Genomic DNA, 22,251 nt, shown 5'->3' with positions numbered 1-22,251 from the left:
CGGGCGCTGTGCCCAAAAGACCAGAAACGGAGACATCCCATGCAGAAACGCCGCTTCACCGCCCTCATCGCCGGCTTGTTCGCTTCGGCCGCGCTCGGCCTGTCGATGCCGGCCACGGCTCAGCAGTACAAGGACGAATACAACCTGTCGACGGTGCTCGGCGAGGCTTTCCCGTGGGGCTGGGGCGCGCAGCGCTGGGCCGATCTGGTGGCCGAGAAGACCGAGGGGCGGATCAAGATCAAGGTCTATCCGGGCACCTCGCTGGTGTCGGGCGACCAGACCAAGGAGTTCACCGCGCTGCGCCAGGGCATCATCGACATGGCGGTGGGTTCGACCATCAACTGGTCGCCGCAGGTGAAGGAGCTGAACCTGTTCGCGCTGCCCTTCCTGATGCCGGACCACAAGGCGATCGACGCGCTGACCCGGGGCCGCGTCGGCGAGAAGATGTTCGAAGTCCTGGCTGCGCGCGACGTGGTGCCGCTGGCCTGGGGCGAGAACGGTTTCCGCGAGGTGTCGAACTCGAAGAAACCGATCCGCACGCCCGAGGACGTGAAGGGCATGAAGGTGCGGGTGGTCGGTTCGCCGCTGTTCCTGGCCACCTTCAATGCGCTCGGCGCCAATCCCACGCAGATGAGCTGGGCGGATGCGCAGCCGGCGATGGCGACTGGCGCGGTCGATGGCCAGGAGAACCCGTTGGCGGTGTTCAACGCCGCCAAGCTGCATACCGTCGGCCAGAAGCACCTGACGCTGTGGGGCTACGTTGCCGATCCGCTGATCTTCGTGGTCAACAAGAAGGTGTGGAACAGCTGGACCGAAGCCGACCGCAAGCTGGTTGCCGAGGCGGCGCAGCAGGCCGCCACCGAGGAAATCGCCCGCGCCCGCGCCGGCATTTCGGCGGACGACGAGTCGCTGCTGAAGGAGATCGAAGCCAACGGCGTGTCGGTGGTGCGCCTGAGCGATGCCGAGCGTGACGCGTTCCGCCAGGCGACGGCCGGGGTGTACAAGGAATGGGCCGGCCGCATCGGCAACGACCTGGTCAAGCAGGCCGAGGAAGACGTCGCCAAGCGTTGAGTAGCGTCCCGGCATCGCCGGCCGGATCGCCGGCCGCCGGGCCAACGTGCGGCCAGCTTCGCCCCGCCCGGGGCGGATGCTGGCCGCATGATTTTTTTCCATTGTTGATGGACCGTTTCACGCGATGAGTATCGAAGTTGAAGTGCCGCCGGCCGAGGCGGAAGCCGCCCCGCCGTCCTATACGATCGAGCAGGTCCTGACCGGCATCGTCATGGGGCTGATCGTGCTGATCACCTTCGGCAACGTGCTGGTGCGCTACTTCACTTCGCAGTCCTTCGCGGCGACCGAGGAGTTCTCGATCGTGCTGCTGATCGTGCTGTCCTTCCTCGGCTCGTCGGCGGCCTTCGCTTTCGACCGCCACATTCGTGTGAGCTTCTTCGTCGACCGGCTGTCCGGGCGGGCGCGGGTGTTCTTCGACTGGCTGTCCTTTGCCGTCACCGCCAGCCTATTCGCCTTCATCGCTTTCTATGCCGGGCGGCTGACCTGGGACCAGTACCGCTTCGAGGAGACCTCGCCGGCGCTCGGCGTGCCGCAGTGGTGGTACACCGTGTGGATGCCGGTGCTGGCGGTGGCGCTGGTGCTGCGCCTGGTGGCGAGCCGTGCAGGGAGGCGGGCATGACCGGCGCGGTGCTGATCGGGTTGTTCATGCTCGCGCTGGCGGCCGGCATGCCGCTGGCCGTCGGCCTGGGGGTGGCGAGCGTTGCCGTGATTGCACTGGCGGGCTTCGACCAGCTTGCGGTGCCGACCAACATCTATGCCGGCATTGCCAAATATCCCTTGCTGGCGATTCCGATGTTCGTGCTGGCCGGCATGATCTTCGAGCGCTCCGGCGTGGCCGTGCGCCTGGTGCGCTTCGTCACCGCCATCGTCGGCGAATGGACGGGCTCGCTCGCGGTGGTCGCGGTGCTGGTGTCGATGCTGCTGGGCGGCATCTCCGGTTCCGGCCCGGCCGATGCGGCGGCGGTGGCGGCGGTGATGCTGCCGTCGATGGTCGCGCGCGGCTATCCCAAGGGGTTCTCGGCCGGCCTGATCGCGGCCTCGGGGTCGACGGCGATCGTGATCCCGCCGTCGGTGGCGCTGATCGTCTATAGCGTGATGGTGCCGGCCGCGACCGTGCCGGCATTGTTCGCCGCCGGCCTGTTCCCGGGCATGCTCGCGGCGCTGAGCCTGCTGGTGCCGGCGATCATCATCAGCCGCAAGTACGGCTTCGGCCGCGACTACAAGGCCGAGCGCCCGCCGCTGGGCAAGAGCTTCATCGATGCGATCTGGGGCCTGCTGGCGCCGGTGGTCATTCTCGGCGGGCTGCGCACCGGCTTGTTCACGCCGACCGAGGCTGCAGTGGTGGCCGTGGCCTACGGCATCTTCGTCGGCATGGTGGTGTATCGCTCGATCGACCTGAAAGGCCTGTTCCGCATCCTGGTCGATGCCGGCGAGCTGTCGGCCGTGGTGCTGATGATCATCGGCATCGCCTCGGTGTTCGCCTGGGCGGGTAACACGCTGGGCGTCTTCGATGCCGCGGCCAAGTCGCTGGTCGGGCTGCATTCGAGCGAATGGCTGATGCTGTTGTCGATCAACCTGCTGCTGCTGGTGGCGGGCATGTTCCTCGACGCGATCTCGATCTTCCTGATCCTGCTGCCCGTGCTGGTACCGATCGCGGTGGCGATGGGCTGGGATCTGGTGTGGTTCGGCGTGATGATGACGATCAACCTTGCCATCGGCCAGTTCACGCCGCCGATGGCGATCTCGCTGATGATCACTTCGCGCATCGCCGGCATCGGCATGGAAGAGACTTTCCGCTGGGTGATCTGGCTGGTGCTGGCGATGCTGGGCGCGTTGGCGCTGATGCTGGTGTTTCCGCAGATTGCGCTGTGGCTGCCCGGCCGGCTGGGCTACCTGTAAAGGGGTGCCGCGCTCAGCGCGGCGTCGCTTCCAGTTCGTATTTCGGCGAGCGCGGGCCGTACAGGATGCCGTTGGGCATGCCGGCCGACAGCAGGCGGTAGCTGGTGATGCCGGCGATCGGGTGCGAGCGGTTGGTGGTGGTTTCGATGATCTGATTGACCACTGCCGTGATCAGCATGCCGATCAGGCCGCCGCCGGAGTCGCGGCCTTCGGCGCTCGAAGCGGTCGCCGAGCCTTGCCACAGCGTCTGTTCCGAGCGCAGGTCGATCAGGCGTGCCTGCGCGGTGACCCGGCTTTCGCTGGCGAGCACGGAATAGCTGGTGCCGTACTGTTCGATGTTGATGTACAGCGCCGCGTCGGCGCCGAAGATTTCGTGCAGCTTGGCCAGCGGCACGCCGTGCATCTCGCCCGGGTTGTGCAGGCCGTTCTGCTGGAAGGTTTCGTCGACCAGGCTGACCGGGAACACGTAGTAGCCCGACTCCGCCAGCGGCATCGTGACCTGCGACAGCATGCTGTAGCTGGCTTCGACCTCCATCGAGCCGTTGAGCGGCGGCAGCACCAGGATGGAAGCGGGCCGGCTCTGCCTGAAGGCCGAATAGTCGTAGCTGGCCTGTTGCGTGGCGCAGCCGGTGGCGAGCAAGGCCGCGCATGCGGCGATGAGGCCGGCCTTCAGGCGAAGGCGGCCGGCTGTCGTGGGGTGCATCGGTCGGGATCTCACTCGGATTTGGTCGCCTTGCGCATCAGGAAGTCCATGTAGGCGGCGCTTTCCGGATACAGGGTCTTTTCAGCCTCGAAGTGCCGCAGCATCTGGTCGGGTTGTTCGCTTTCGGCGTACAGGATGCCCAGGTGCGCGTGGTAGCCCGGCGGCACCGGCAGGCTTTTGGCGCGGGCTTTTTCCAGCCCGGCCTCGAGCGCGGCGAGCTGTTCCTGCGGGCCCCGTTCCTTGGTGAAATGGCCGTACAGCGCGGGCTGGTATTCGCCCCAGTAGTACAGCGGCTGATGGCTGTTGCTGGCGCAGCCGGCCAGCAGCAACAGGCCCGCGGCCGGCAGCGCGGCCGCGAGGCGGATGAGGGCGTGAGACTTCATTGCCGGCCTGGTCGTCGTTGGGGCGACGGATCAGCGGGCAGGCTGCCAGGCGCCGGATTCGATGCCTTCGACCAGGCGGTTGACGGCTTCGCGCATGGCGAGGTCGAGCACCTTGCCGTTCAGCGTCGAATCGTAGCTGGCGGTGCCGCCGAAGCCGACGACTTCGCGGTTGTCCAGGCTGTATTCGCCGGCGCCCTGGGTGGAGAAGACGACCTCCGAACTGGCGACATCGACGACGTTCAGGTTGACCTTGGCGTAGGCGACCTGCGACTTGCCGCGGCCGAGGATGCCGAACAACTGGCGGTCGCCGGTTTCCTTGCGGCCGAATTCGGCGACGTCGCCGGTGATGACGTAGCTGGCGCCCTTGAGCTTCTGCGCCGCGCCGGACAGTTCGGCTTCCTGCCTGATCTCCGGCATGTTGTCGCGGTCGAGCACGTTGAAGCGGCCGGTCTGCTGCAGGTGGGTGATCAGGATGGTCTTGGCCTGGCTGCCGAGCCGGTCGACGTTGTCGCTGAAGATGCCGCGCATGAAGCTCGAACGGTTGTCGAACTTGCCCACCGCGATCAGGCTGCGCTGGCCGGTGTAGGGCGTGGCGGCCGATGCGACCTTCGGGACTTCGAGCGTGCGGTGCTGCTCGGTGGCGCAGCCGGCGAGGAGGGCGGCGCCGATGCTCAGGGTGCAGACGGCGGCGAACTTGCGGGAAATGGGAAGGGCGCGCATGGAGGAGGGCTTCCGGTCATGTCGAATGGGATGGGGCGGCATTGTGCCGTAGCGATGCTGAGCAAGCGAGGAACTTGTTCACGTGCCACGACGGCATGATGCCGCCCGGGCTTCGACTGCGGAAGACGTATCCGGGCGACGCAGGCTTCCGCCCGCGCCGCCGCGTGTCAGCTACGGCGGCGGGCCGCGCCCGCAGCGCCCAGTAGCGCTCCCATCAACAGCAGCAGCGAGCCGGGCTCGGGCACCTGCGAGCTCGGCACCACGGTGCCGGACTGTTCCTTCCAGATGCCGACCGTATGGTTGTCCGACTCGTACCCTGCTCCCCGGTTGGCCTGCCTGAAGACGATCTCGTCGAAGCTGAAGCCCTCGTCGGCGAAGAAGTTCAGGAAGACATAGGATTCGCCGCGGTTCTGTCCACGGAATCCGTTGTTCGGGTTGCCGTGGTAGCCGGGTTTGCCGGACACCAGACCAAGCACGTCATTGGCGCTGAAGGAGAACACCTCGATACCGCTGCTATGGAAGGACAATTGGTTGCCGCCGTCGAGCGCGGACAGCCAGAAGCCGAAATAGGTCAGCTCCTGGTTGAAGGAGATCGAATAGCTGGAGGTGGCGTTGATGCCGGAAACCGCGTAGTTGCCGCGGCCGCTGGCGCCGCCATACTGGTCGGCAGCCCGGACATTCACGCCGCGGTAGGTGCCGATGATGCCGAGATCATCATTGCCGAAGTTCGAAACGTGGATTCCATGGACGCCGGTCGACAACGAATCGAAACGCTCGACGCCGACGATCTCCTCGCCCCGTGCGTTGGCGCCCGGCTTGAACGAAGCGGTGGTGCCGGTCACGCCCGCCTCTTCGTAGGTGACGACGAAGGCCGCCGCAGCGGTGGTGGAGAGGGTGGCCAGCGAGGCGGCCAGCAGGGCGGGTGCGAGAATGCGGGTCTTGATCATCGAGCGGGTTCCTTGGCAATCATGAGCTGAACATTCATCCGGGTACGTCGTGCCCCGCGCGATGTTCGCGTTGAAATCAGAATTGAGAAATAGGCTGTTGATGGCAATTCTGGCCGTTTCGCCCGGCGGACATGAGGAAGAACCGCACGGCCCGTGCATCGCCGGGCGCGGGAATTCGCGCCGAATCATGTTCTGTGCGCAACTTGTCACGCAGGATGCGCTCGAACCCTGAGCGCGTGGCCGGAGAAGCGGTGTGGTGCACGTGCCGGAGTCGGTACTGCCGCGGTGGCCGGGCGGTTTGTCGTCATCAGGAGGAGCAATGAAGAAATCGGTGTCGGCGCAGGGCGCATCCATGCGGGAGGCAGCATGGATACGCTGACGCACGCACTTTCCGGGGCGCTCGCGGGGCGCCTGCTGGCACCGCGCGGCAAGCAGGCATCGGCCGCGCCGCTGCCCAAACCCTGGCAGGCGGTGGTCGCCGGCGCCGTCGCGGCGACTTTCCCCGACTTGGACTTCGTCCTCGGCTGGGTGTCGGAGCTGACCTACCTGCGCGGCCATCGCGGCGTCACCCATTCGCTGCTGCTGTTGCCGCTGTGGGGGCTGCTGATCGCCTGGCTGCTGTCGCGCTTCTGGCAGCGCGGCGGCCGTCGCGGACCGGACTGGCGCAGCCTGTATGTCGTCGTCTGCGCGGCGATCCTGATCCACATCCTGGGCGATCTCATCACCCAGTTCGGCACCATGATCCTCGCGCCGTTTTCCGAGCGCCGCTTCGGCTGGGGGACGAGCTTCATCATCGACCTGCCGCTGACCGGGATCATCCTCGCCGGCCTGCTCGGCAGCGCGCTGTGGCGGCACAGCCGGGTGCCGTCGGCGCTGGCGCTGGTGGCACTGGCAGGCTGGATCGGTGTCCAGGCCACCGGGCGCGGCGAGGCGATCGACGCCGCCCATGCCTACGCCGAGCGGCAAGGCATCGAGCCGGTGCTGGTCGATGCCGCGCCGCGTCCGGCCTCGCCCTTCAACTGGACCGCGATCGTCTTCGACGGCGAGCGCTATCACTACGCCCACATCAACACCCGCCGCAGCGAACCGCTGGTCGCCGGTGCGGACGACAATTTCATCCGCCGCTTTTCCGCGCCCTACCTGCCGGTGGCGCAGGCGCAGTGGGAAGTGCGCGAGCGCTTCGGCGACAACGGCGTGCGTCAGCTCGTGGAAAAGGTCTGGGGCGCCGAGGACTTCGCCTTCTTCCGCTGGTTCGCGATGTTCCCGGTGCTCGACCATGCCGAGAACGGGCCGTCCGGCCAGTTCTGCGCCAACTTCGTCGATCTGCGTTTCATCACCCCGGGCCGCGACGAGACGCCTTTCCGCTACGGGCTGTGCGGCCGCGAAGGCGGCTGGCGGCTGTTCGAGCGCGAGCCCGGCGGCCTGCGCTGGGTGATGGACTGAAGGGCTTCAAACGCGAAGCTGCGAGCGCAGCTTGTCGAGCAGCTTGGCGCCGATGCCCCTGACTTCGATCAACTCGTCGACCGACTTCCACGGCCGGCCGGCGACGATGCCTTTGGCGATGGCGGCGGTGACGCCTTTCAGGCTGGCGAGCGTCGCAGCGTCGGCATCGTTGATCGAGACCTGCGCGTTTGCCGGCGCCTGTTTGGCGGCTTTCGCTGCGCGGGCCGGGGTTCGGCGCGAGGGCTTCGGGGCTTCGGCAGGTGCAGCAGCCGGTTCCGCAGGCGCGACGGGCGTCTCGCTGTCGATTTCGGGCAAGGCAGCGGCTTCGGGGGCAGCACTGGTGGCTGCTTCAGCCGTGGGGGCAGCGATCTCGACGGCGGCTTCCTCGGTGGCGGCAGGGGCGGGCAGCGGGCCATCGACCGGCAGCGAGAAAGTCCGGTAGTCGCGCGTCACATGGCCGCTGGCGGTCCATTCACGCAGCATCAGGGTCAGGTGCCAGCGGCCGGCAGGCAAGGTGCAGGCGGGCAGTTCAGCATCGATCGCACCCGTCGCATACTGGCCGGCGATGCAGCCCTGTTCGGTGCTGCCGACCAGAATGCCGCTGAATGCACCGCCACGATAGGGTTCGGACAGCGCCCACAGCTCGAGGATTAGCGAGCCCGACAGGCTGCCGTATGTACGCGGGTTGCTGATGCTGTCGGCGTGGATGGCGGTATGGTCCTCGGCCAGCGTGTAGCCGACCGAGCCGTCGATGCGCGGCAGGCAGAAGCGTTCGCTGCGCGGATAGCCGGCGCTGTCGCAGCATTGCAGACCGCTGCCGTCGTCGCATGCCAGCGCCAGGCTCAGCGCATGTTCAGCGGTACCGGCAGGCAGCATGGCAGCCACCGTGGCTTCCACCGAGGTGTTGCCGGACGCATCGGCCGACAGCGCACCGCAGCCGGCATTGGCGATCAGCGTGTCCCCCGCCCACAGTTGCAGTGCCCAGTTCCGTGCAGCGGCGGCCATCGGGTCGAGGATGCGGATGTCTGCCCGCAGGCTGACCTGGTCGCCATCGAAGGCGTAGCCGTGATTGTGGCCGAGTTGGGCGGCGTGCGTGGCCGGGGCGAATTGCGCGTCGATGAAGGACATGATGCTCAGTCTGGTCGTATGGTCGGGGGCGCATTCTGCGGCAGCGGGGTGGGGATGAAAAGCGAAAATTAATCAATATTTTCAATGCTCTAAGATGGGGCGGCATAACCATAATGGTGCATGGCCTGTGTGCGGGCACTGGCCTGTTGATGCTTATGGAATTTTTTTAGGCGGCTCGTGCGCGATTGCGCCGGGTCAGAGGAAACGGCCGGGGGCGTGCGTCAGGCCTGGGCCGAGTTTGCGTTGGCCTGTTCTTCCTGCGTCCTGAGACAGCCGATCGTCATGTGTGCGCCGAAGAGCATCATTCCGCTGCTGATGGAGGTGAGGAACAGGGAGTCGATGAAGATGGCGGTGATGAAGGCAAGCAGACCGATCGCGATGCTGGCGGAGCCGAACTTCACCTGCGGGATGCCGAAGACCGGCGAGCCATCGTCTGGCTTGTCGCCGGCGAGTCGTCCGAAAAGAACCCAGAAGCCATAGCAGGCACCGCCCGACAGCAAGGAGAACAGGGCGGGCGGCGCGATGAAGAAGGTCAGGACGCCGAGCAGGACGAAGCCGCCGCAGAAGACGAGCAGGGCCGTTTTGCTTTTCTTCATCATGCTGTCTCCTGTGTGCCGGAATGCGTCGGCGGGGACTGTTCAGGTGGGTCGGGTCTTGCGCGCGTCGCCCGTCGAACTCACCGGTTTCGCCTTCACCATCAGCGAGTAGGTGGACAGCTCGAAGCCGTGCTCGCGGCAGAATTCTTCGATGGCATGGCTGAGCGCTTCATCGGCGAGCCAGTAGTCGCGGCCGGTGTCCTCGCACAGGATGTGCTGGCGGAAGTCCTTTTCGGCCAGCGAATAGTGGGACTTCCCGGCGTCGATGGCATGGAGCGTCAGCACGCCCGCTTCGACGAAGCGCTTCAGCACGGTGTAGATCGACGACAGCGACAGGGTGACGCCGTTCTCGGTGAGGCGGGCCTGGATGTCGTAGGGCTGCAGCGGCTCGTCGGCCTGGGCCAGCACCGTCCATACCGCCAGGCGGGGCACGGTGACGGAGACGCCGGCCTTGCGCACGGCGTGGATGGCGGCGCTGGTCGAATCGTTGGAGTGGACCAGGGATGGCATGCGGGTTTCCGGACTCAGCATCATCAGGTTTGCGCCCATTGTCGTATCAGGTTGTGATAAGTACCGGTGAGGCGGTTGACCTCGTCGGCGTTCTCCGCCCGCGTGGCCAGCCGCTGGATGCTGTTGTCGAGGTCGTACAGGATGGCGCGGCGTGCATCGTCCTGGACCATGCTCTGCGTCCAGAAGAAGGAAGCCAGGCGCTGGCCGCGCGTGACCGGGCTGACGCGATGCAGGCTGGTGCCGGGATAGACCACGGCGTGTCCGGCAGGCAGTTTGACTTTCTCGACGCCATAGGTGTCATTGATGATCAGTTCGCCGCCCTCGTATTCCTCGGGGTCGTTCAGGAACACGGTAGTGGAGATGTCGGTGCGGATGCGCTCGCCGGATGCCGGGGCGACGCGTATCGCGTTGTCGATGTGGAAGCCGTATTCGCCGCCGCCCCGGTAGCGGTTGAACATCGGCGGCAGGATCTTCAGCGGCAGCGCGAAGGAGATGAAACAGGAATTGGTCGACAGGGCGCGGAGAATCATGCGGCCGAGCTCGATCGCCGTTTCGTCCTGCACCTGCAGTTGTTCGTTGCTCTTCTGCTTCACCGCGACGTAGCCCGCCGTCTCGCGGCCGTCGTGCCAACTGGCCTGGTCGAGCCGGCTGCGCATCTCGGCGACTTCCTGCGGGTTCAGCACGTCTGGAATCACGAGCATCATGGTTGTGGATGTTTCCGTTGAATGCGGCCGTCGGGTAGTCCGGGGACACGATGACCGTGCCCCCGGAATGGTGAGTCGCCCCAGCCTGGAGGCTGGGGCTTCCTCGCCACGAGCTTGTGGAGCCTTCGGCTCCAGGGACACTTGTCTCGCTGACCCCGCCATGAATGGCGGGGCTTGCGCGCGACCCGTGGTCAATGACCGTCAGTCGAAGCGATAAGTTGCATTGAGCATGTACGAGCGGCCCGGTGCGACCATCGCGAACAGGCCGACGTGTGAGGCTTCGTGCATTTCCTCGTCGGAGATGTTGTTGATGTTGAGCTGCAGGTCGAAGTTCTTGTTGACTTCGTACCTGGCCATGGCGTCGTAGCGGGTGTAGCTCGGCAGTTCGAGCGTGTTCGCGTCGTTGGCGTAGCGCATGCCCATGTAGGTGGCGCCGCCGCCCAGGGTCAGGCCCGGCAGCACTTCATAGGTCGTCCACAGGCTGGCGCTCTGCTTGGCGATGAACTTGATGCGGTTGCCGTCGAACACGCTGTTGCCGCTGCGGTAGTTCAGGATGTCCGGGTCGAGATAGGTGTAGCCCGCCCACACGTTCCACTTCGGGGTGATGGCGCCGGCCACGCCGAACTCCATGCCGCGCACGCGGTTGCTGCCGTTGAGCGTGACTTCGCCGGTCAGCGCGTCGGTGGAGCGCGCATCGGTCTTCTTGGTCTCGAACACCGCGGCGGTCAGCGACAGCATGCCGTTCATGACGTCCCACTTGGTGCCGAGTTCCCAACTGCGGCTCTTTTCCGGCTTCAGGTCGCGGATTTGCGCACCGCCGGCAACGCCGTCGGCGCCGCCGCCCTGGCCGAGGTTCTCACCGGCAGGGTTGGACGAGGTGCCGTAGGACAGGTAGATGCTGCCGTTCGGCGCGGGCTTGTACACGATGCCGGCCTGGTAGTTCCAGAAGCCGTCGGAGCGGCTGTTCGTGTAGTTGTCGACCTCGAAGTGCTCACGGCGCAGGCCGGCGTTGATCGAGAACTGCTCGTTGATCTCCATGGTGTCGAAGAAGTACAGCGAGCGCGTCTCGATTTCGCCGGCAGCGGTCTTGCGGCCGTAGGTGATGCCGTAGTTGTAGTACCTGCCTGAATCGGGGTTGTGCAGCGAGTCGCGTTCGCTGGGCAGGCCGGTGAGGCTCATGGACTTGTTGTAGATCTTTTCCTTGCCGAACTCCAGGCCGGTGCTGAAGGTGTGCTTGAAGCCGCCAAGGACGGCGCTGCCGTACAGATCGGTCTGGTTGATCACGGATTCGCTGGCTCGCCACCAGGCACGGTTGCCGCGCGTGAATTGGGCATCGGGGCTGCTGGGAACGCATGCCGAGCTGGTGTTCCCGGCGGCGCAGTTGTCGAACGTCGGGCGCGACAGCAGGTAATGGTTCAGGGTCTTGGTGTGGCGCGTGACGTTGCGCACTTTCAGGTCGTTGGAGAAGTCGTGTTCCAGCAGCGCCGTCGCGGTCTTCATCTCGTTGAGGCGGAAGTCCGTCTTCACTCGCCCATAGAAGTTGTCGCGGTCGACCTTGGGGGGACGTTTCAGTTCGGGATGTGCAGCATTGCTGAACGGAATGCCCTGGTCCGGCATGTCCTTGTTGTCGATGTGCGAGTACGACAGCGTCACCCGCGTGGGCGTGCCCAGGCCGAAGGCGATGGAGGGTGCGAAACCCCAGCGGTCGACGTCCACACCGTCGCGGCCGGGAACTTCACCACCCATCTTCATCATGTTCAGGCGGAAGGCGCCGGTTTCGGAGAAGGCATAGTTGCTGTCCACCGTGGCGCGCCACTGGCCGGCGTTGCCGAAGCCGCCCGAGACTTCGGTGAAGTTCTGCAGCTTCGGCTTCTTGGTCTGCAGGTTGATGCTGCCGCCGGTGCCGCCGCGGCCGGTGTAGGCCGAGCTGGGACCCTTGACGATCTCGACCGATTCGAGGTTGAAGGTTTCATGCGAACCGCGGGCGTAGTCGCGCACGCCGTCGATGAACATGTCGGTACTGGCTTCGTAGCCGCGCACGAAGGGGCGGTCACCGTTCGGCGTGCCGCCTTCGCCGGCACCCAGCGTGATGCCCGGCGTGGACCGCAGCACGTCCGTCAGCGAGGTGGCGCCGCGATCCTTGATCAGTTCCTCGGTGATGATGGTGATGGTCTTGGGCGTTTCCAGCAGCGGCGCGGTGAACTTGGGGCTGCTGGCCGCCGCCGGAGCTTGGTAGGCATTGTCGTGCTGGCCTTCGACGTGGACCGGGGCCAGCGTCGCATCCTGGGCGTGGGCCGTCGGTGCGATGGCGACCGCGCCGCTGATCATTGCACCCATCAGTACGGAGCTGGTTCGAACGCCGGTCCGGGCGGGCTCGAAGGCCGACTGGAAACTTTCCAGCGGCAGCAGCGTGACGGCCGGCGCCGTCTGCTTTCCATCATTGTTCATGTACACGGCTTCCTTTGCGGATTCTGGGAAAAAGGGGCGGCACCGACCCGTCCGGCGGCGGCCGGGCGTTCAGGGCGGTGCGGGGGAGGCTTGACCTGTCGGAGTTGAGCCCAGCGCAAGAATAGGAAGCGGCGCGTCGAATTTCCGTTGAAAAAGAACGCGGAAGGGAAGAATAATGAGAACGGAACTCATTAGATTTTGATGTGATCGTTATTCGACGTTTTTTTCACATGCGAGCTGATAGCCTGCCAGAAAGCGCTTGTTTGCCGATATACGTGCCGTGCGACCCATGTGGCCGCGGCGAGGTCTGGATGCCACCCCGCAAGAAGCAGCAGATTCCCTACACCGTCCTGATCGTCGAGGACGAGCTTGCCATTGCGGAGAACCTGCTGCTTGCACTGGAAGGCGAGGGCTTCATCGCCGACGTGGCGCGGGACGCCACCGCCGCCCTCGAACGGCTGGGGCACGAGCCCTACGACCTGGTGCTGCTCGACATCGGCCTGCCCGGCATGGATGGCTATGGCCTGCTCAGGCAGATGCGGGAAGGCCTGCAGCTATCGACGCCGGTGCTGATGCTGACCGCCCGCGCCACGCTGGAGGACAAGTCGCTGGGCTTTTCCAGCGGCGCCGACGACTACCTGGTCAAGCCCTTTGCGCTGGAAGAGGTGCTGATGCGCAGCAGGGCGCTGATTCGCCGCTCCAGGCAGCTTTCCGACACCGCCTTCGTGCTCGACTACGGGCCCTTGCGCTACGTGGTGGCGGACCAGCTCGTCACCGTCGATGGGCGGGAGATCAAGCTGTCGCGCAAGAACCTGATGATTCTCGAACTGTTGCTGCGATATGGCGGGCGGGTGGTGCCGCGCCGCCGGCTGGAGGAATACCTGTGGCAGGGCGAGCCGCCCTCGGCCGAGGCCTTGCGCAGCCAGATGCACCTGCTGCGCAAGGCGCTGTCCGCACATGGTTTCGATGGCATCGAAACGGTGCACAGCATCGGCTGGCGGCTGGCGCCGAACGCCATTCAGCCATGAAGAAATCGCTCAAGCGGCGCATCACGCTAGTGCTCACCAGCCTCGTCAGCCTGGCGGTGTGCGTGACGGCGGCGCTGACCTATGGCGTCTATCTTCACGTCGAGAAGAAGATGGTCCGCGACCTGATCGACACTGAAGCGAAGCGGCTGGTGCCGCGGGTGTCGCGCTTCGGCGACGAATGGACTTCGGCGCTGGAGCGCGACATGGCGCCGTCGATGTACGTCTGGGGTGAATCCCCTACGGTACGGGCAGCGAGCCTGCCGGACGAGCTGCGCAGCCTGCCCGTCGGTTTGCACGAGCTGCCCAGGGAAGACAGCACCTGGCATGTGGCGGTCGTCGAAGCGAGGGACGGACTGCTGTACGTGGTCTACGACACCGTGGTGCTGGAAAAGCAGTTGCACGATTTCACCCGCGCCTTGCTGGCCATCGTCGTCGGTTGTTCGCTCGTCGCCGTGCTGCTCAGCAGCGGCGTGGCGCGGCGGCTCGTGATGCCGCTGAACGCGCTCACCGAGCGGCTGACGCGCTGGGTGCCGAGTTCGGTTGCGGTGGAGAGTCCGCATGCCAACGAAGCCGACCGCCTGATGGAAGTGTTCAATCGCGTGCAGGACCAGGTGGATGGTGCCATCGCCGACCAGCGCGAGTTCTCCGCCAACCTGCACCACGAGATCCGCACCGCGCTGACGGTGATCCGCAGCGATGCCGAGCTGATGCTCAGGTATGACACGATGGGGCCGGAGCAGCGGCAGCCCCGGCTGGAGCGCATCGTCAAATCGGTGCATGAGATCAGCCAGTCGCTGGAGAGCACCTTCAGCCTCGCCCATGCCCGTTTCGAGGACAAGGGGCGCGTCGCCATCCATGCCTGCGTCGAGGACATCTTCGAGAGCCTGAGCATGGACGCGCACAAGGCCGGGCTGGAGTTCGTGAATGCGGTAAGGCCCGGGCACGAGGAAACGATCAGCCGCCACGCCCTGATGACGGTGATGCGCAACATCGTGCGCAACGCGGTGCTGCATGCGGCGCCGGCGAGGCTGACGGTCTCGAGCATCGCGCACGGCCTGCAGTTCACCGATTCCGGCCCCGGCATCGCGCCGGCCGAACTGCCGCATGTCTTCGATCGCTACTTCAGCAATCGCCGCGCCGACCAGCGCCAGCACGAACAGCGCGAGCCGGGCGCCGCCGCGGGCATGGACCAGGCGGGCATCGGCCTGGCCATCGCCAAGCGCGTCTGCATCATGCAGTCGTGGACGCTGGACGTGGTTTCGCCGGCGGGCGAGGACAGGGGCACCTGCTTCACGTTGACCTTCGGACAGGACGCATAACCCCGGTTCAAGTTTTTTCGCCCCCTGCCGCTAATGGCATGAAGGCTGCATCGGCCAGCCGGTCAACGACACGCAGGGCGAAACCATGTTCAAGAACCTTTCCATCGGCCTCAAGCTCAGCCTGATGCTGGTCGCGTCCATCAGCGTCCTGCTGCTGGCCGGCACCGTGGGGCTGTCGAATTACCTGGGTAGCAAGCTGGAAGAGCGATCGGTCCGGACGCTGGAGGACACGAACGCCACCGTCATCACGATGATCGACGTTTTCAACCGCAGCCTGATGCTGAGCACGGTGCGGATGGCCAAGCTGTTCGCCAGCGAATACCCGGAGGGCTTCGAGTATCGGGATGGCAGGCTCTATCACGGCGAAATCCCGGTCGTCGAGCACGATACGCGGGTTCCCGACAGGTTCACCACCGTCTCGGAAGCGTTCGGAACGGTGCTGACGCGAGTGGGCAACGACTTCGTGCGCACCGTGACCTCGCTCAAGGACGGCCAGGGCCAGCGCGTCGCCGGCACCCTGCTGGGGACGGCGCATCCGGCCACCCTCGCACTGCTGCGCGGCGAAGCCCTGACCCACAAGATCACGATGTCCGGCCGCGAACTGATGATGCACTACGTTCCGCTCAAGGATGCGTCCGGCGCAGTCATCGGCGCCTTGTCAGCCGGGATCGACTACACCCCCGGACTCGCGGCCCTGGGGCGTTCCATCCTCAGCGTCCGGGTCGGCAGCAGCGGTTACCCCTTTGCGATCAGCGCCGGCGGCGACAATCGCGGTACGGTGATGATTCACCCGGAGATCCAGGGGCAGTCCGTGCTTTCCACCACCGATGCCGAAGGGCGGCCCTTCATTGCCGAAATGCTCGAGCGCAAGAATGGATTCCTGAGGTATACGTGGAAGAACCCCGGCGAGGACAAGGCCCGCGAAAAGGTGGCGGAGTTCAACTACTACGAGCCGTGGGACTGGCTGGTCATTTCCGGCAGCTACCTGGAGGAGTTCAACAGCGAAAGCCGGCAGGTGGGGCAGGGCATGATCCTGCTGTTCCTGGTGCTGGTGCCGATCGTGACGCTGATCATCGTCGTCGCGACCCGGCGCTGGGTGAGCAAGCCGCTGAACGACGCCGTCGCGCTCGCCACGCGCGTTGCCGATGCCGATCTGAGCGTGCAGGTCCGCGCCAGTTCGCGGGACGAGGTCGGCAAGCTGATGGAGGCGCTGGGGCGCATGGTCGGCGGGCTGGGCAAGACCATCGCCGAAGTGCGCAATGCCGCCGCCACGGTGAGCGACGACGCCAACGTGCTCAGGCGCCAGGCCGACGAAGTGGCGGTCAACTCCGACAAGCAGAGCGACGCGACGGCCGGCATGGCGGCCGCGGTCGAGCAGATGAGCACCAGCATCGACCTGATCGCGGCCAATACCGACGAGGCGCGCGAGACCAGCGCCGAAGCCGCGCAGATCTCGGCCGACAGTTCGCGCATCATCCGGCTCGCCACCGAGGCGATGCAGGACATCGCCGGCACCGTCGGCCAGGCGTCGGAAAAGCTCAGCCAGCTGGGGCAGTCGTCGAAGGAGATCTCCAGCATCGTCAACACGATCCACGAAATCGCCGAGCAGACCAATCTGCTGGCGCTCAATGCCGCCATCGAGGCCGCGCGGGCAGGCGAGCAGGGCCGGGGCTTCGCGGTGGTGGCCGACGAAGTGCGCAAGCTGGCCGAACGCACCTCGAGTTCGACCAAGGAGATTTCGCGCATGGTCGATCACATCCAGCATGACACCGACGATGCGGTGGCGAGCATGAACAAGGGCGTCGAGCAGGTCGACAGCGGCGTCAAGCTGGCGACCGAGGCCGACCAGGCGATCCGGCGCCTCTACGATGGTGCGATGAAGACGTCGGAGGCCGTCGTGAGCATCAGCAATGCCGCCAAGGAACAGAGCGCCGCTGCCGCGAGTGTCGCCCAGGGCGTCGAGCAGATCGCCCAGATGGCAGAGCGCAACAATTCCGATGCCCGGCGCTCGGCCGAGGCCAGCAAGGCGCTGGAGGACGTCGCCAGCCGCCTCAGGCGGAGCGTGGAGCATTTCCGCGTCTGAGCGCGTCGTATCGCGAAGGCGCCGGCTGGTGCCGGCGCTTCATCCGCCCGCCCCGGCCGAGGCCGGGGCGGGCGTTCGTTCATGGGCGTGCCGCGAGTGCGTCTTCGCCGGGCTGGTTGAGCAGGTCGCCGATGGCGATCTGGATGCGCTGCGTGACCTTGTCGCGGTCGAGTCCGGGGTTGCGGATGGTGCGCTGGAGCAGGCCCTCGAAGAGACAGGCCAGCACTTCCACCATGCCGTCGATGGCGGCGGCGCTGTCCTGATGGCCGGCGCGGCTACGGATGTCGCGGATGAGGGCGGCGAGTTCGCGCCTGCAGGTGGCGTCGGCTTCGCTGACGATCTGCGCCACGCGCGGATTGCGTGCGGCCTCGGCGACGATCTCGAGCTTCAGGCCGGCGGCGTCGGGGTCCAGTTGCTTGGCGACGCCTTCGGCGGCACGTTCGATCAGCGCGGCGCGGACGTTGCATGCCGCACGGAACTGCGCCGTCATCTCCAGCAGGCTTTCGAGGTCCTGGGCGACGATCGCCGCGATGATGGCTTCCTTGTTCTCGAAGTAATGGTAGATATGGCCGGGGCTCATGCCCGCAATGGCGGATATCTTGGCGATGCTGGCGCCGTGGAAGCCATGTTCACGGAAGCACTGCGCGGCGGCGCACAGAATCTGCTGGCGGCGGGCGGTGGCGCGCGGGGCGTCGGCGTGGGACGTCGTCGTATCCGTGTCTTGCATGCGTGTGGTATGGAGTCGGGTCCTGGTTGTCTGCACAGGGTGGAAGTTCTTGCGATGCAGCAAAGGCTAACATAGAATGAGCGTTCAATCTAGAACAACCCTTCTAAAAGGGCGGGAACATCGCGCGACGGAAGACCTCCCATGATGATCCTGTTCCTCGAACCCACGAGGCTCCAATGAAGAGAATCAATAGCGCCGTCATCAAGCCCGCTGTCGTGCTTGCGCTGAGTACCCTGTTCCTCACTGCCTGCGGCGGCGGTGCAGAGCAAGGCGGCGCTTCGGCACAGGGCGCGCCGCAGGCGCCTGCCGTCACCGTGCTGACGGTCAAGACCGAAGCGGTGCCGATGGTCACTGAACTGCCCGGCCGCACCAGCCCCTATCTGATCGCGGAGCTTCGTCCGCAGGTTTCCGGCATCGTCACCCAGCGTGCCTTCAACGAAGGCAGCGAAGTCAAGGCCGGCCAGGTGCTGTACCGCATCGATCCCGCGCCTTACCAGGCCGCTTTCGACAGTGCGAAGGCGACGCTCGCGCGCGCCCAGGCCAATGCCGAAGCGGCGCGCCTGACGGCCGAGCGCCATGCCGGCCTGGTCAAGATCGAGGCGGTCAGCAAGCAGGCCAACGACGACGCTCAGGCCGCGCTGCAGCAGGCCAGGGCCGAAGTCGCGGCGGCGAAGGCGGCGCAGGACAAGGCGCGCATCGACCTCGACTACACCCAGCTCAAGTCGCCGATCGCCGGCCGCATCGGCCGCTCGGCGGTCACGCCCGGTGCGCTGGTCACCGCCAACCAGGCGCAGACCCTGGCCACCGTGCAGCAGCTCGACCCGATCTACGTCGATCTGAGCCAATCCAGCGCCGACATGCTGCGCATGCGCCGCGAAATCGAGGCCGGTCGCCTGCAGACCAATGCCAAGGGCGACGTGCCGGTCAAGCTGATCCTGGAGGACGGCACCGAATACGGCGCCGAAGGCCGGCTGGCGTTGTCGGAAGTGACGGTCGACGCGGGCACCGGCAGCGTCACGCTGCGCGCCCGTTTCCCGAACGCGGACGGCGTGCTGCTGCCCGGCATGTACGTGCGTGCGCGCCTGCCGCAAGGCACGCGCAACGAAGCCATCCTGGTGCCGCATGCGGCGGTGTCGCACGACCCGCTCGGCAACGCGGTGGTGATGGTGGTCGGCGCCGAGGACAAGGTCGAGTCGCGCACCGTGCAGGCATCGCAGTCGCTCGGTTCGAACTGGGTGGTGACCGGCGGGCTGGCCAGTGGCGAGCGCGTCATCGTCGAAGGGCTGCAATTGGTGCGCCCCGGCGCGCAGGTGCAGGCGCAGGAGGCGGGCGGTGCGCCCGCGCAAGCGCCTGCCGCAGCCGAAGCGAAGTGAGGTAGCGTTCCATGGCACGCTTCTTCATCGACCGGCCCATCTTCGCGTGGGTCATCGCAATCGTCATCATGCTGGCCGGCGCGCTGTCGATCCTCGAACTGCCGGTGTCCCAGTATCCGTCCATCGCGCCGCCGGCGATCGTCGTCAACGCCCGCTATCCGGGCGCATCGGCCAAGGCGGTCGAGGATTCGGTCACCCAGGTCATCGAACAGAAGATGACCGGGCTGGACGGCCTGCTGTACATGAACTCGAACTCGGATTCGTACGGCCAGGCCTCGGTCACGCTGACCTTCTCCGCCGATACCGACCCCGACATCGCCCAGGTGCAGGTGCAGAACAAGATGCAGACCGCACTGCCCCTGCTGCCGCAACCGGTGCAGCAGCAGGGCGTCACGGTCGCCAAGTCGGCGCGCAACTTCCTGATGGTGATCGGCTTCGTGTCCGAGGACGGCAGCCAGTCCGGTACCGACTTGTCGGACTTCCTCGTCGCCTCGGTGCAGGATCCGCTGTCGCGGGTCGATGGCGTCGGCGAAGTGACGGTGTTCGGTTCGCAGTACTCGATGCGGGTCTGGCTCGATCCTGCCCGCCTGACCAACTACAAGCTCACCTCGGCCGACGTGCGCGCAGCCATCGTCGCGCAGAACGCCGAAGTGTCGGCCGGCCAGCTCGGCGGTACGCCGGCGGTGCCGGGCCAGGGCTTCACCGCGACCATCACCGCGCAGAGCCGGCTGCAGACCGTCGAGCAGTTCGAGAACATCCTGCTGCGCAGCAGCACGCAGGGCGGTGAAGTGCGCCTGAAGGACGTCGCGCGGGTCGAGATCGGCGCCGAGAACTACGGCACCGTGGCCCGCTTCAACGGCCAGCCCGCCGCCGGCGTCGGCATCCGCCTGGCCTCGGGCGCCAACGCGCTCGAGACCGCCACTGCGGTGCGCGAGCGGCTCGACGAGATGAAGCGCTATTTCCCGGCGGGGGTGGAATACGTCGTGCCTTACGACACCACGCCCTTCGTGAAGATTTCCATCCAGGAAGTGGTCAAGACGCTGGTCGAGGCGGTCGTGCTGGTGTTCCTGGTGATGTACCTGTTCCTGCAGAACCTGCGCGCCACGCTGATTCCGACCATTGCCGTGCCGGTGGTGCTGCTCGGCACCTTCGGCGTGATGGCGGCGTTCGGCTTCTCGATCAACACGCTGACGATGTTCGGCATCGTGCTGGCGATCGGCCTGCTGGTCGATGACGCCATCGTCGTGGTCGAGAACGTCGAGCGGGTGATGTCCGAGGAGGGCCTGCCGCCCAAGGAGGCCACCAAGCGTTCGATGGACCAGATCACCGGCGCACTGGTCGGCATCGGCTTGGTGCTGTCGGCGGTGTTCGTGCCGATGGCCTTCTTCGGCGGCTCGACCGGGGTGATCTACCGCCAGTTCTCGATCACCATCGTCTCGGCGATGGCGCTGTCGGTGCTGGTGGCCATCGTGTTCCACGCCGGCGCTGTGCGCGACCATGCTGAAGCCGGTCGAAAAGGGCCACGAGCACGGCGAGGGCGGCCTGTTCGGGCGCTTCTTCCACTGGTTCAACGACAAGTTCCAGCGCGGCACCCAGCGCTACGAAGGCGCGGTGGGTGGCATGCTCAAGCGCAGCGTGCGCTTCATGGCGATCTACGTCGCCATCGTCGTCGTGCTGGGCCTGCTGTTCGTGCGCATGCCGACCTCCTTCCTGCCGGAAGAGGACCAGGGCATCATGTTCAACCAGGTCATGCTGCCGGCCGGTGCGACCCAGGAGCGCACGCTGGAAGTGCTGGAAAAGGTCGAGCAGCATTACCTGCAGAACGAAAAGGACGCGGTGCGGGCGATCTTCACCGTGGCCGGTTTCTCGTTCGGCGGCAGCGGCCAGAACATGGGTATCGGCTTCGTCAACATGCGGCCGTGGGACGAGCGCCGCGGTGACGGGCTCGACGTGCAGTCGGTCGCCAACCGGGCGATGGGCGCGTTCTCGCAGATCCGCGAAGCGATGGTGTTCGCCTTCGTGCCGCCGGCGGTGATCGAGCTCGGCACTTCGGGCGGCTTCACGGTGCAGATGCAGGACCGCTCCGGCCTCGGCCACGAGGCCCTGCTCGCCGCGCGCAACCAGTTCCTCGGCATGGCGGCGCAGGACAAGCGCCTCGTCGGCGTGCGCCCCAACGGCCAGGAGGACATGGCCGAACTGCGGCTGGACATCGACCACGCCAAGGCGGGCGCGCTGGGCGTCAGCGTCGCCGACATCAACGAAACCCTCGCCACCGCGTGGGGCGGCAGCTACATCAACGACTTCCTCGACCGCGGCCGCATCAAGAAGGTCTACCTGCAGGGCGATGCGCATGCGCGCATGACGCCGGAAGACCTCGACAAGTGGTACGTGCGCAACAATGCCGGCGAGATGGTGCCGTTCTCGGCCTTCGCCCGCTCGTACTGGGCCTATGGCTCGCCGCGCCTGGAACGCTTCAACGGCCAGCCGTCGCGCGAGATCCTCGGCCAGGCCGCGCCGGGGCTGTCGTCCGGCGAGGCGATGCAGGCCGTCGAGGAGATCATGGCCAAGCTGCCGCCGGGTATCGGCTACGACTGGTCGGGCACTTCCTACGAGGAGCGCCGCAGCGGCTCGCAGGCACCGGCGCTGTATGCCTTGTCGTTGCTGATCGTGTTCCTGTGCCTTGCCGCACTGTACGAAAGCTGGTCGGTGCCGTTCGCGGTGATGCTGGTGGTGCCGCTGGGTGTGCTCGGCGCGCTGCTGGCGGCGACCGGGCGCGGGATGTCGAACGACATCTACTTCCAGGTGGGCCTGCTCGCCACCATCGGCCTGTCGTCGAAGAACGCGATCCTGATCGTGGAATTCGCCAAGGCGCTGATGGAGAAAGAAGGCAAGAGCCTGGTCGAGGCCACGCTCGAAGCGGTGCGCATGCGTCTGCGCCCGATCATCATGACTTCGCTCGCCTTCGGCTTCGGCGTGCTGCCGCTGGCGATCTCGACCGGCGCCGGCGCCGGCAGCCAGAACGCGATCGGTACCGGCGTGCTCGGCGGCACCATTGCCGGTACGCTGCTCGGCATCTTCTTCGTGCCGCTGTTCTACGTCGTGATCAAGCGCATCTTCCCCGACAAGCCGCGCGAGGACGCCGCGGCCGTGCAGGAGGCACGCTGACATG

General features: G+C 66.1%; 18 protein-coding genes and 1 pseudogene. 9 read left to right on the top strand and 10 right to left on the bottom strand.

Translation table 11 applies throughout. From position 1 onward, the window contains the following. Nucleotides 1-39: 39 nt before the first annotated feature. The 3 genes from AAFL97_RS20285 to AAFL97_RS20275 all read left to right on the top strand — a co-directional run bounded on the left by AAFL97_RS20285 (nucleotide 40) and on the right by AAFL97_RS20275 (nucleotide 2,970). Nucleotides 40-1,071: a DctP family TRAP transporter solute-binding subunit gene (locus AAFL97_RS20285; RefSeq protein WP_341646466.1), complete on the top strand. Its 1,032-nt coding sequence runs from the start codon at nucleotides 40-42 to the stop codon at nucleotides 1,069-1,071. A gap of 124 nt (nucleotides 1,072-1,195) precedes the next feature. Next, nucleotides 1,196-1,690 (top strand): TRAP transporter small permease, encoded by a 495-nt coding sequence (locus AAFL97_RS20280; protein ID WP_341646465.1) that lies wholly within the window; start codon nucleotides 1,196-1,198, stop codon nucleotides 1,688-1,690. Next, on the top strand, nucleotides 1,687-2,970 hold the full coding sequence (locus AAFL97_RS20275; protein ID WP_341646464.1) for a TRAP transporter large permease: 1,284 nt from the start codon (nucleotides 1,687-1,689) through the stop codon (nucleotides 2,968-2,970). Before AAFL97_RS20280 ends, AAFL97_RS20275 begins: the two co-directional genes overlap by 4 nt. 13 nt (nucleotides 2,971-2,983) lie before the next feature. On the opposite strand, the gene AAFL97_RS20270 is transcribed toward AAFL97_RS20275, so the two are convergent. The 4 genes from AAFL97_RS20270 to AAFL97_RS20255 form a co-directional block, all read right to left on the bottom strand. Next, nucleotides 2,984-3,673 (bottom strand): DUF799 domain-containing protein, encoded by a 690-nt coding sequence (locus AAFL97_RS20270; protein ID WP_341646463.1) that lies wholly within the window; start codon nucleotides 3,671-3,673, stop codon nucleotides 2,984-2,986. 11 nt (nucleotides 3,674-3,684) lie between these two features. Continuing rightward, complete coding sequence (locus tag AAFL97_RS20265; RefSeq protein ID WP_341646462.1) at nucleotides 3,685-4,056, bottom strand: DUF4810 domain-containing protein; 372 nt, start codon at nucleotides 4,054-4,056, stop codon at nucleotides 3,685-3,687. A gap of 30 nt (nucleotides 4,057-4,086) precedes the next feature. After that, nucleotides 4,087-4,776, bottom strand: coding sequence for a CsgG/HfaB family protein (locus AAFL97_RS20260; RefSeq protein WP_341646461.1), 690 nt, complete (start codon nucleotides 4,774-4,776; stop codon nucleotides 4,087-4,089). 167 nt (nucleotides 4,777-4,943) lie between these two features. Further along, nucleotides 4,944-6,107 carry an Npun_F0296 family exosortase-dependent surface protein gene (locus AAFL97_RS20255; protein WP_341646460.1) on the bottom strand — a complete coding sequence of 388 codons (1,164 nt, stop codon included), beginning with the start codon at nucleotides 6,105-6,107 and terminating at the stop codon, nucleotides 4,944-4,946. Here AAFL97_RS20255 and AAFL97_RS20250 point away from each other — a divergent pair. Continuing rightward, nucleotides 6,090-7,166 carry a metal-dependent hydrolase gene (locus tag AAFL97_RS20250; RefSeq protein WP_341646459.1) on the top strand — a complete coding sequence of 359 codons (1,077 nt, stop codon included), beginning with the start codon at nucleotides 6,090-6,092 and terminating at the stop codon, nucleotides 7,164-7,166. The two genes, AAFL97_RS20255 and AAFL97_RS20250, sit on opposite strands and share 18 nt — an antisense overlap. Before the next feature lie 6 nt (nucleotides 7,167-7,172). Here AAFL97_RS20250 and AAFL97_RS20245 read toward each other — a convergent pair whose 3' ends face one another. From AAFL97_RS20245 to AAFL97_RS20225, 5 genes are all read right to left on the bottom strand, one after another. Next, nucleotides 7,173-8,294, bottom strand: a complete 1,122-nt coding sequence (locus AAFL97_RS20245; protein ID WP_341646458.1) for a ComEA family DNA-binding protein — start codon at nucleotides 8,292-8,294, stop codon at nucleotides 7,173-7,175. Between the two features lie 221 nt (nucleotides 8,295-8,515). Further along, nucleotides 8,516-8,893, bottom strand: a complete 378-nt coding sequence (locus tag AAFL97_RS20240; protein WP_341646457.1) for a hypothetical protein — start codon at nucleotides 8,891-8,893, stop codon at nucleotides 8,516-8,518. A gap of 39 nt (nucleotides 8,894-8,932) precedes the next feature. Continuing rightward, nucleotides 8,933-9,400, bottom strand: coding sequence for a Fur family transcriptional regulator (locus AAFL97_RS20235; RefSeq protein WP_341646456.1), 468 nt, complete (start codon nucleotides 9,398-9,400; stop codon nucleotides 8,933-8,935). A 23-nt stretch (nucleotides 9,401-9,423) separates the two neighbouring features. Then, nucleotides 9,424-10,104, bottom strand: coding sequence for a Fe2+-dependent dioxygenase (locus tag AAFL97_RS20230; RefSeq protein ID WP_341646455.1), 681 nt, complete (start codon nucleotides 10,102-10,104; stop codon nucleotides 9,424-9,426). A gap of 201 nt (nucleotides 10,105-10,305) precedes the next feature. Beyond that, nucleotides 10,306-12,552, bottom strand: a complete 2,247-nt coding sequence (locus tag AAFL97_RS20225) for a TonB-dependent receptor (RefSeq protein WP_341646454.1) — start codon at nucleotides 12,550-12,552, stop codon at nucleotides 10,306-10,308. A 311-nt stretch (nucleotides 12,553-12,863) separates the two neighbouring features. Here AAFL97_RS20225 and AAFL97_RS20220 point away from each other — a divergent pair, with 311 nt between their 5' ends. The 3 genes from AAFL97_RS20220 to AAFL97_RS20210 all read left to right on the top strand — a co-directional run bounded on the left by AAFL97_RS20220 (nucleotide 12,864) and on the right by AAFL97_RS20210 (nucleotide 16,982). After that, a complete protein-coding gene (locus tag AAFL97_RS20220; protein ID WP_341646453.1) occupies nucleotides 12,864-13,580 on the top strand; it encodes a response regulator transcription factor in 717 nt (238 codons plus the stop codon). Beyond that, nucleotides 13,577-14,899: a sensor histidine kinase gene (locus AAFL97_RS20215; protein ID WP_341646452.1), complete on the top strand. Its 1,323-nt coding sequence runs from the start codon at nucleotides 13,577-13,579 to the stop codon at nucleotides 14,897-14,899. Before AAFL97_RS20220 ends, AAFL97_RS20215 begins: the two co-directional genes overlap by 4 nt. 85 nt (nucleotides 14,900-14,984) lie before the next feature. Further along, entirely contained in the window at nucleotides 14,985-16,982 is a 1,998-nt protein-coding gene (locus AAFL97_RS20210) for a methyl-accepting chemotaxis protein (RefSeq protein ID WP_341646451.1), read from the top strand. Between the two features lie 79 nt (nucleotides 16,983-17,061). On the opposite strand, the gene AAFL97_RS20205 is transcribed toward AAFL97_RS20210, so the two are convergent. Continuing rightward, entirely contained in the window at nucleotides 17,062-17,709 is a 648-nt protein-coding gene (locus tag AAFL97_RS20205; protein WP_341646450.1) for a TetR/AcrR family transcriptional regulator, read from the bottom strand. A gap of 176 nt (nucleotides 17,710-17,885) precedes the next feature. On the opposite strand from AAFL97_RS20205, the gene AAFL97_RS20200 reads away from it, so the two are divergent. Both AAFL97_RS20200 and AAFL97_RS20195 read left to right on the top strand, forming a co-directional pair. Continuing rightward, entirely contained in the window at nucleotides 17,886-19,082 is a 1,197-nt protein-coding gene (locus AAFL97_RS20200) for an efflux RND transporter periplasmic adaptor subunit (protein ID WP_341646449.1), read from the top strand. Nucleotides 19,083-19,093: 11 nt separating this feature from the next. Further along, a pseudogene (locus AAFL97_RS20195) lies at nucleotides 19,094-22,247 on the top strand (efflux RND transporter permease subunit). The last annotated feature ends 4 nt before the right edge of the window (nucleotides 22,248-22,251 follow it).

Source organism: Thauera sp. SDU_THAU2, assembly GCF_038260575.1.
GTDB lineage: Bacteria > Pseudomonadota > Gammaproteobacteria > Burkholderiales > Rhodocyclaceae > Thauera.
This window is presented reverse-complemented; position numbering and strand designations above follow the sequence as displayed.

Excerpts from the sequence above, each read along its gene's own strand:
- AAFL97_RS20285 (WP_341646466.1), top strand. The coding sequence starts at position 40 with ATGCAGAAACGCCGCTTCACCGCCCTCATCGCCGGCTTGTTCGCTTCG.
- AAFL97_RS20280 (WP_341646465.1), top strand. The coding sequence starts at position 1,196 with ATGAGTATCGAAGTTGAAGTGCCGCCGGCCGAGGCGGAAGCCGCCCCG.
- AAFL97_RS20275 (WP_341646464.1), top strand. The coding sequence starts at position 1,687 with ATGACCGGCGCGGTGCTGATCGGGTTGTTCATGCTCGCGCTGGCGGCC.
- AAFL97_RS20270 (WP_341646463.1), bottom strand. The coding sequence starts at position 3,673 with ATGCACCCCACGACAGCCGGCCGCCTTCGCCTGAAGGCCGGCCTCATC.
- AAFL97_RS20265 (WP_341646462.1), bottom strand. The coding sequence starts at position 4,056 with ATGAAGTCTCACGCCCTCATCCGCCTCGCGGCCGCGCTGCCGGCCGCG.
- AAFL97_RS20260 (WP_341646461.1), bottom strand. The coding sequence starts at position 4,776 with ATGCGCGCCCTTCCCATTTCCCGCAAGTTCGCCGCCGTCTGCACCCTG.
- AAFL97_RS20250 (WP_341646459.1), top strand. The coding sequence starts at position 6,090 with ATGGATACGCTGACGCACGCACTTTCCGGGGCGCTCGCGGGGCGCCTG.
- AAFL97_RS20245 (WP_341646458.1), bottom strand. The coding sequence starts at position 8,294 with ATGTCCTTCATCGACGCGCAATTCGCCCCGGCCACGCACGCCGCCCAA.
- AAFL97_RS20240 (WP_341646457.1), bottom strand. The coding sequence starts at position 8,893 with ATGATGAAGAAAAGCAAAACGGCCCTGCTCGTCTTCTGCGGCGGCTTC.
- AAFL97_RS20235 (WP_341646456.1), bottom strand. The coding sequence starts at position 9,400 with ATGCCATCCCTGGTCCACTCCAACGATTCGACCAGCGCCGCCATCCAC.
- AAFL97_RS20230 (WP_341646455.1), bottom strand. The coding sequence starts at position 10,104 with ATGATGCTCGTGATTCCAGACGTGCTGAACCCGCAGGAAGTCGCCGAG.
- AAFL97_RS20225 (WP_341646454.1), bottom strand. The coding sequence starts at position 12,552 with ATGAACAATGATGGAAAGCAGACGGCGCCGGCCGTCACGCTGCTGCCG.
- AAFL97_RS20220 (WP_341646453.1), top strand. The coding sequence starts at position 12,864 with ATGCCACCCCGCAAGAAGCAGCAGATTCCCTACACCGTCCTGATCGTC.
- AAFL97_RS20215 (WP_341646452.1), top strand. The coding sequence starts at position 13,577 with ATGAAGAAATCGCTCAAGCGGCGCATCACGCTAGTGCTCACCAGCCTC.
- AAFL97_RS20210 (WP_341646451.1), top strand. The coding sequence starts at position 14,985 with ATGTTCAAGAACCTTTCCATCGGCCTCAAGCTCAGCCTGATGCTGGTC.
- AAFL97_RS20205 (WP_341646450.1), bottom strand. The coding sequence starts at position 17,709 with ATGCAAGACACGGATACGACGACGTCCCACGCCGACGCCCCGCGCGCC.
- AAFL97_RS20200 (WP_341646449.1), top strand. The coding sequence starts at position 17,886 with ATGAAGAGAATCAATAGCGCCGTCATCAAGCCCGCTGTCGTGCTTGCG.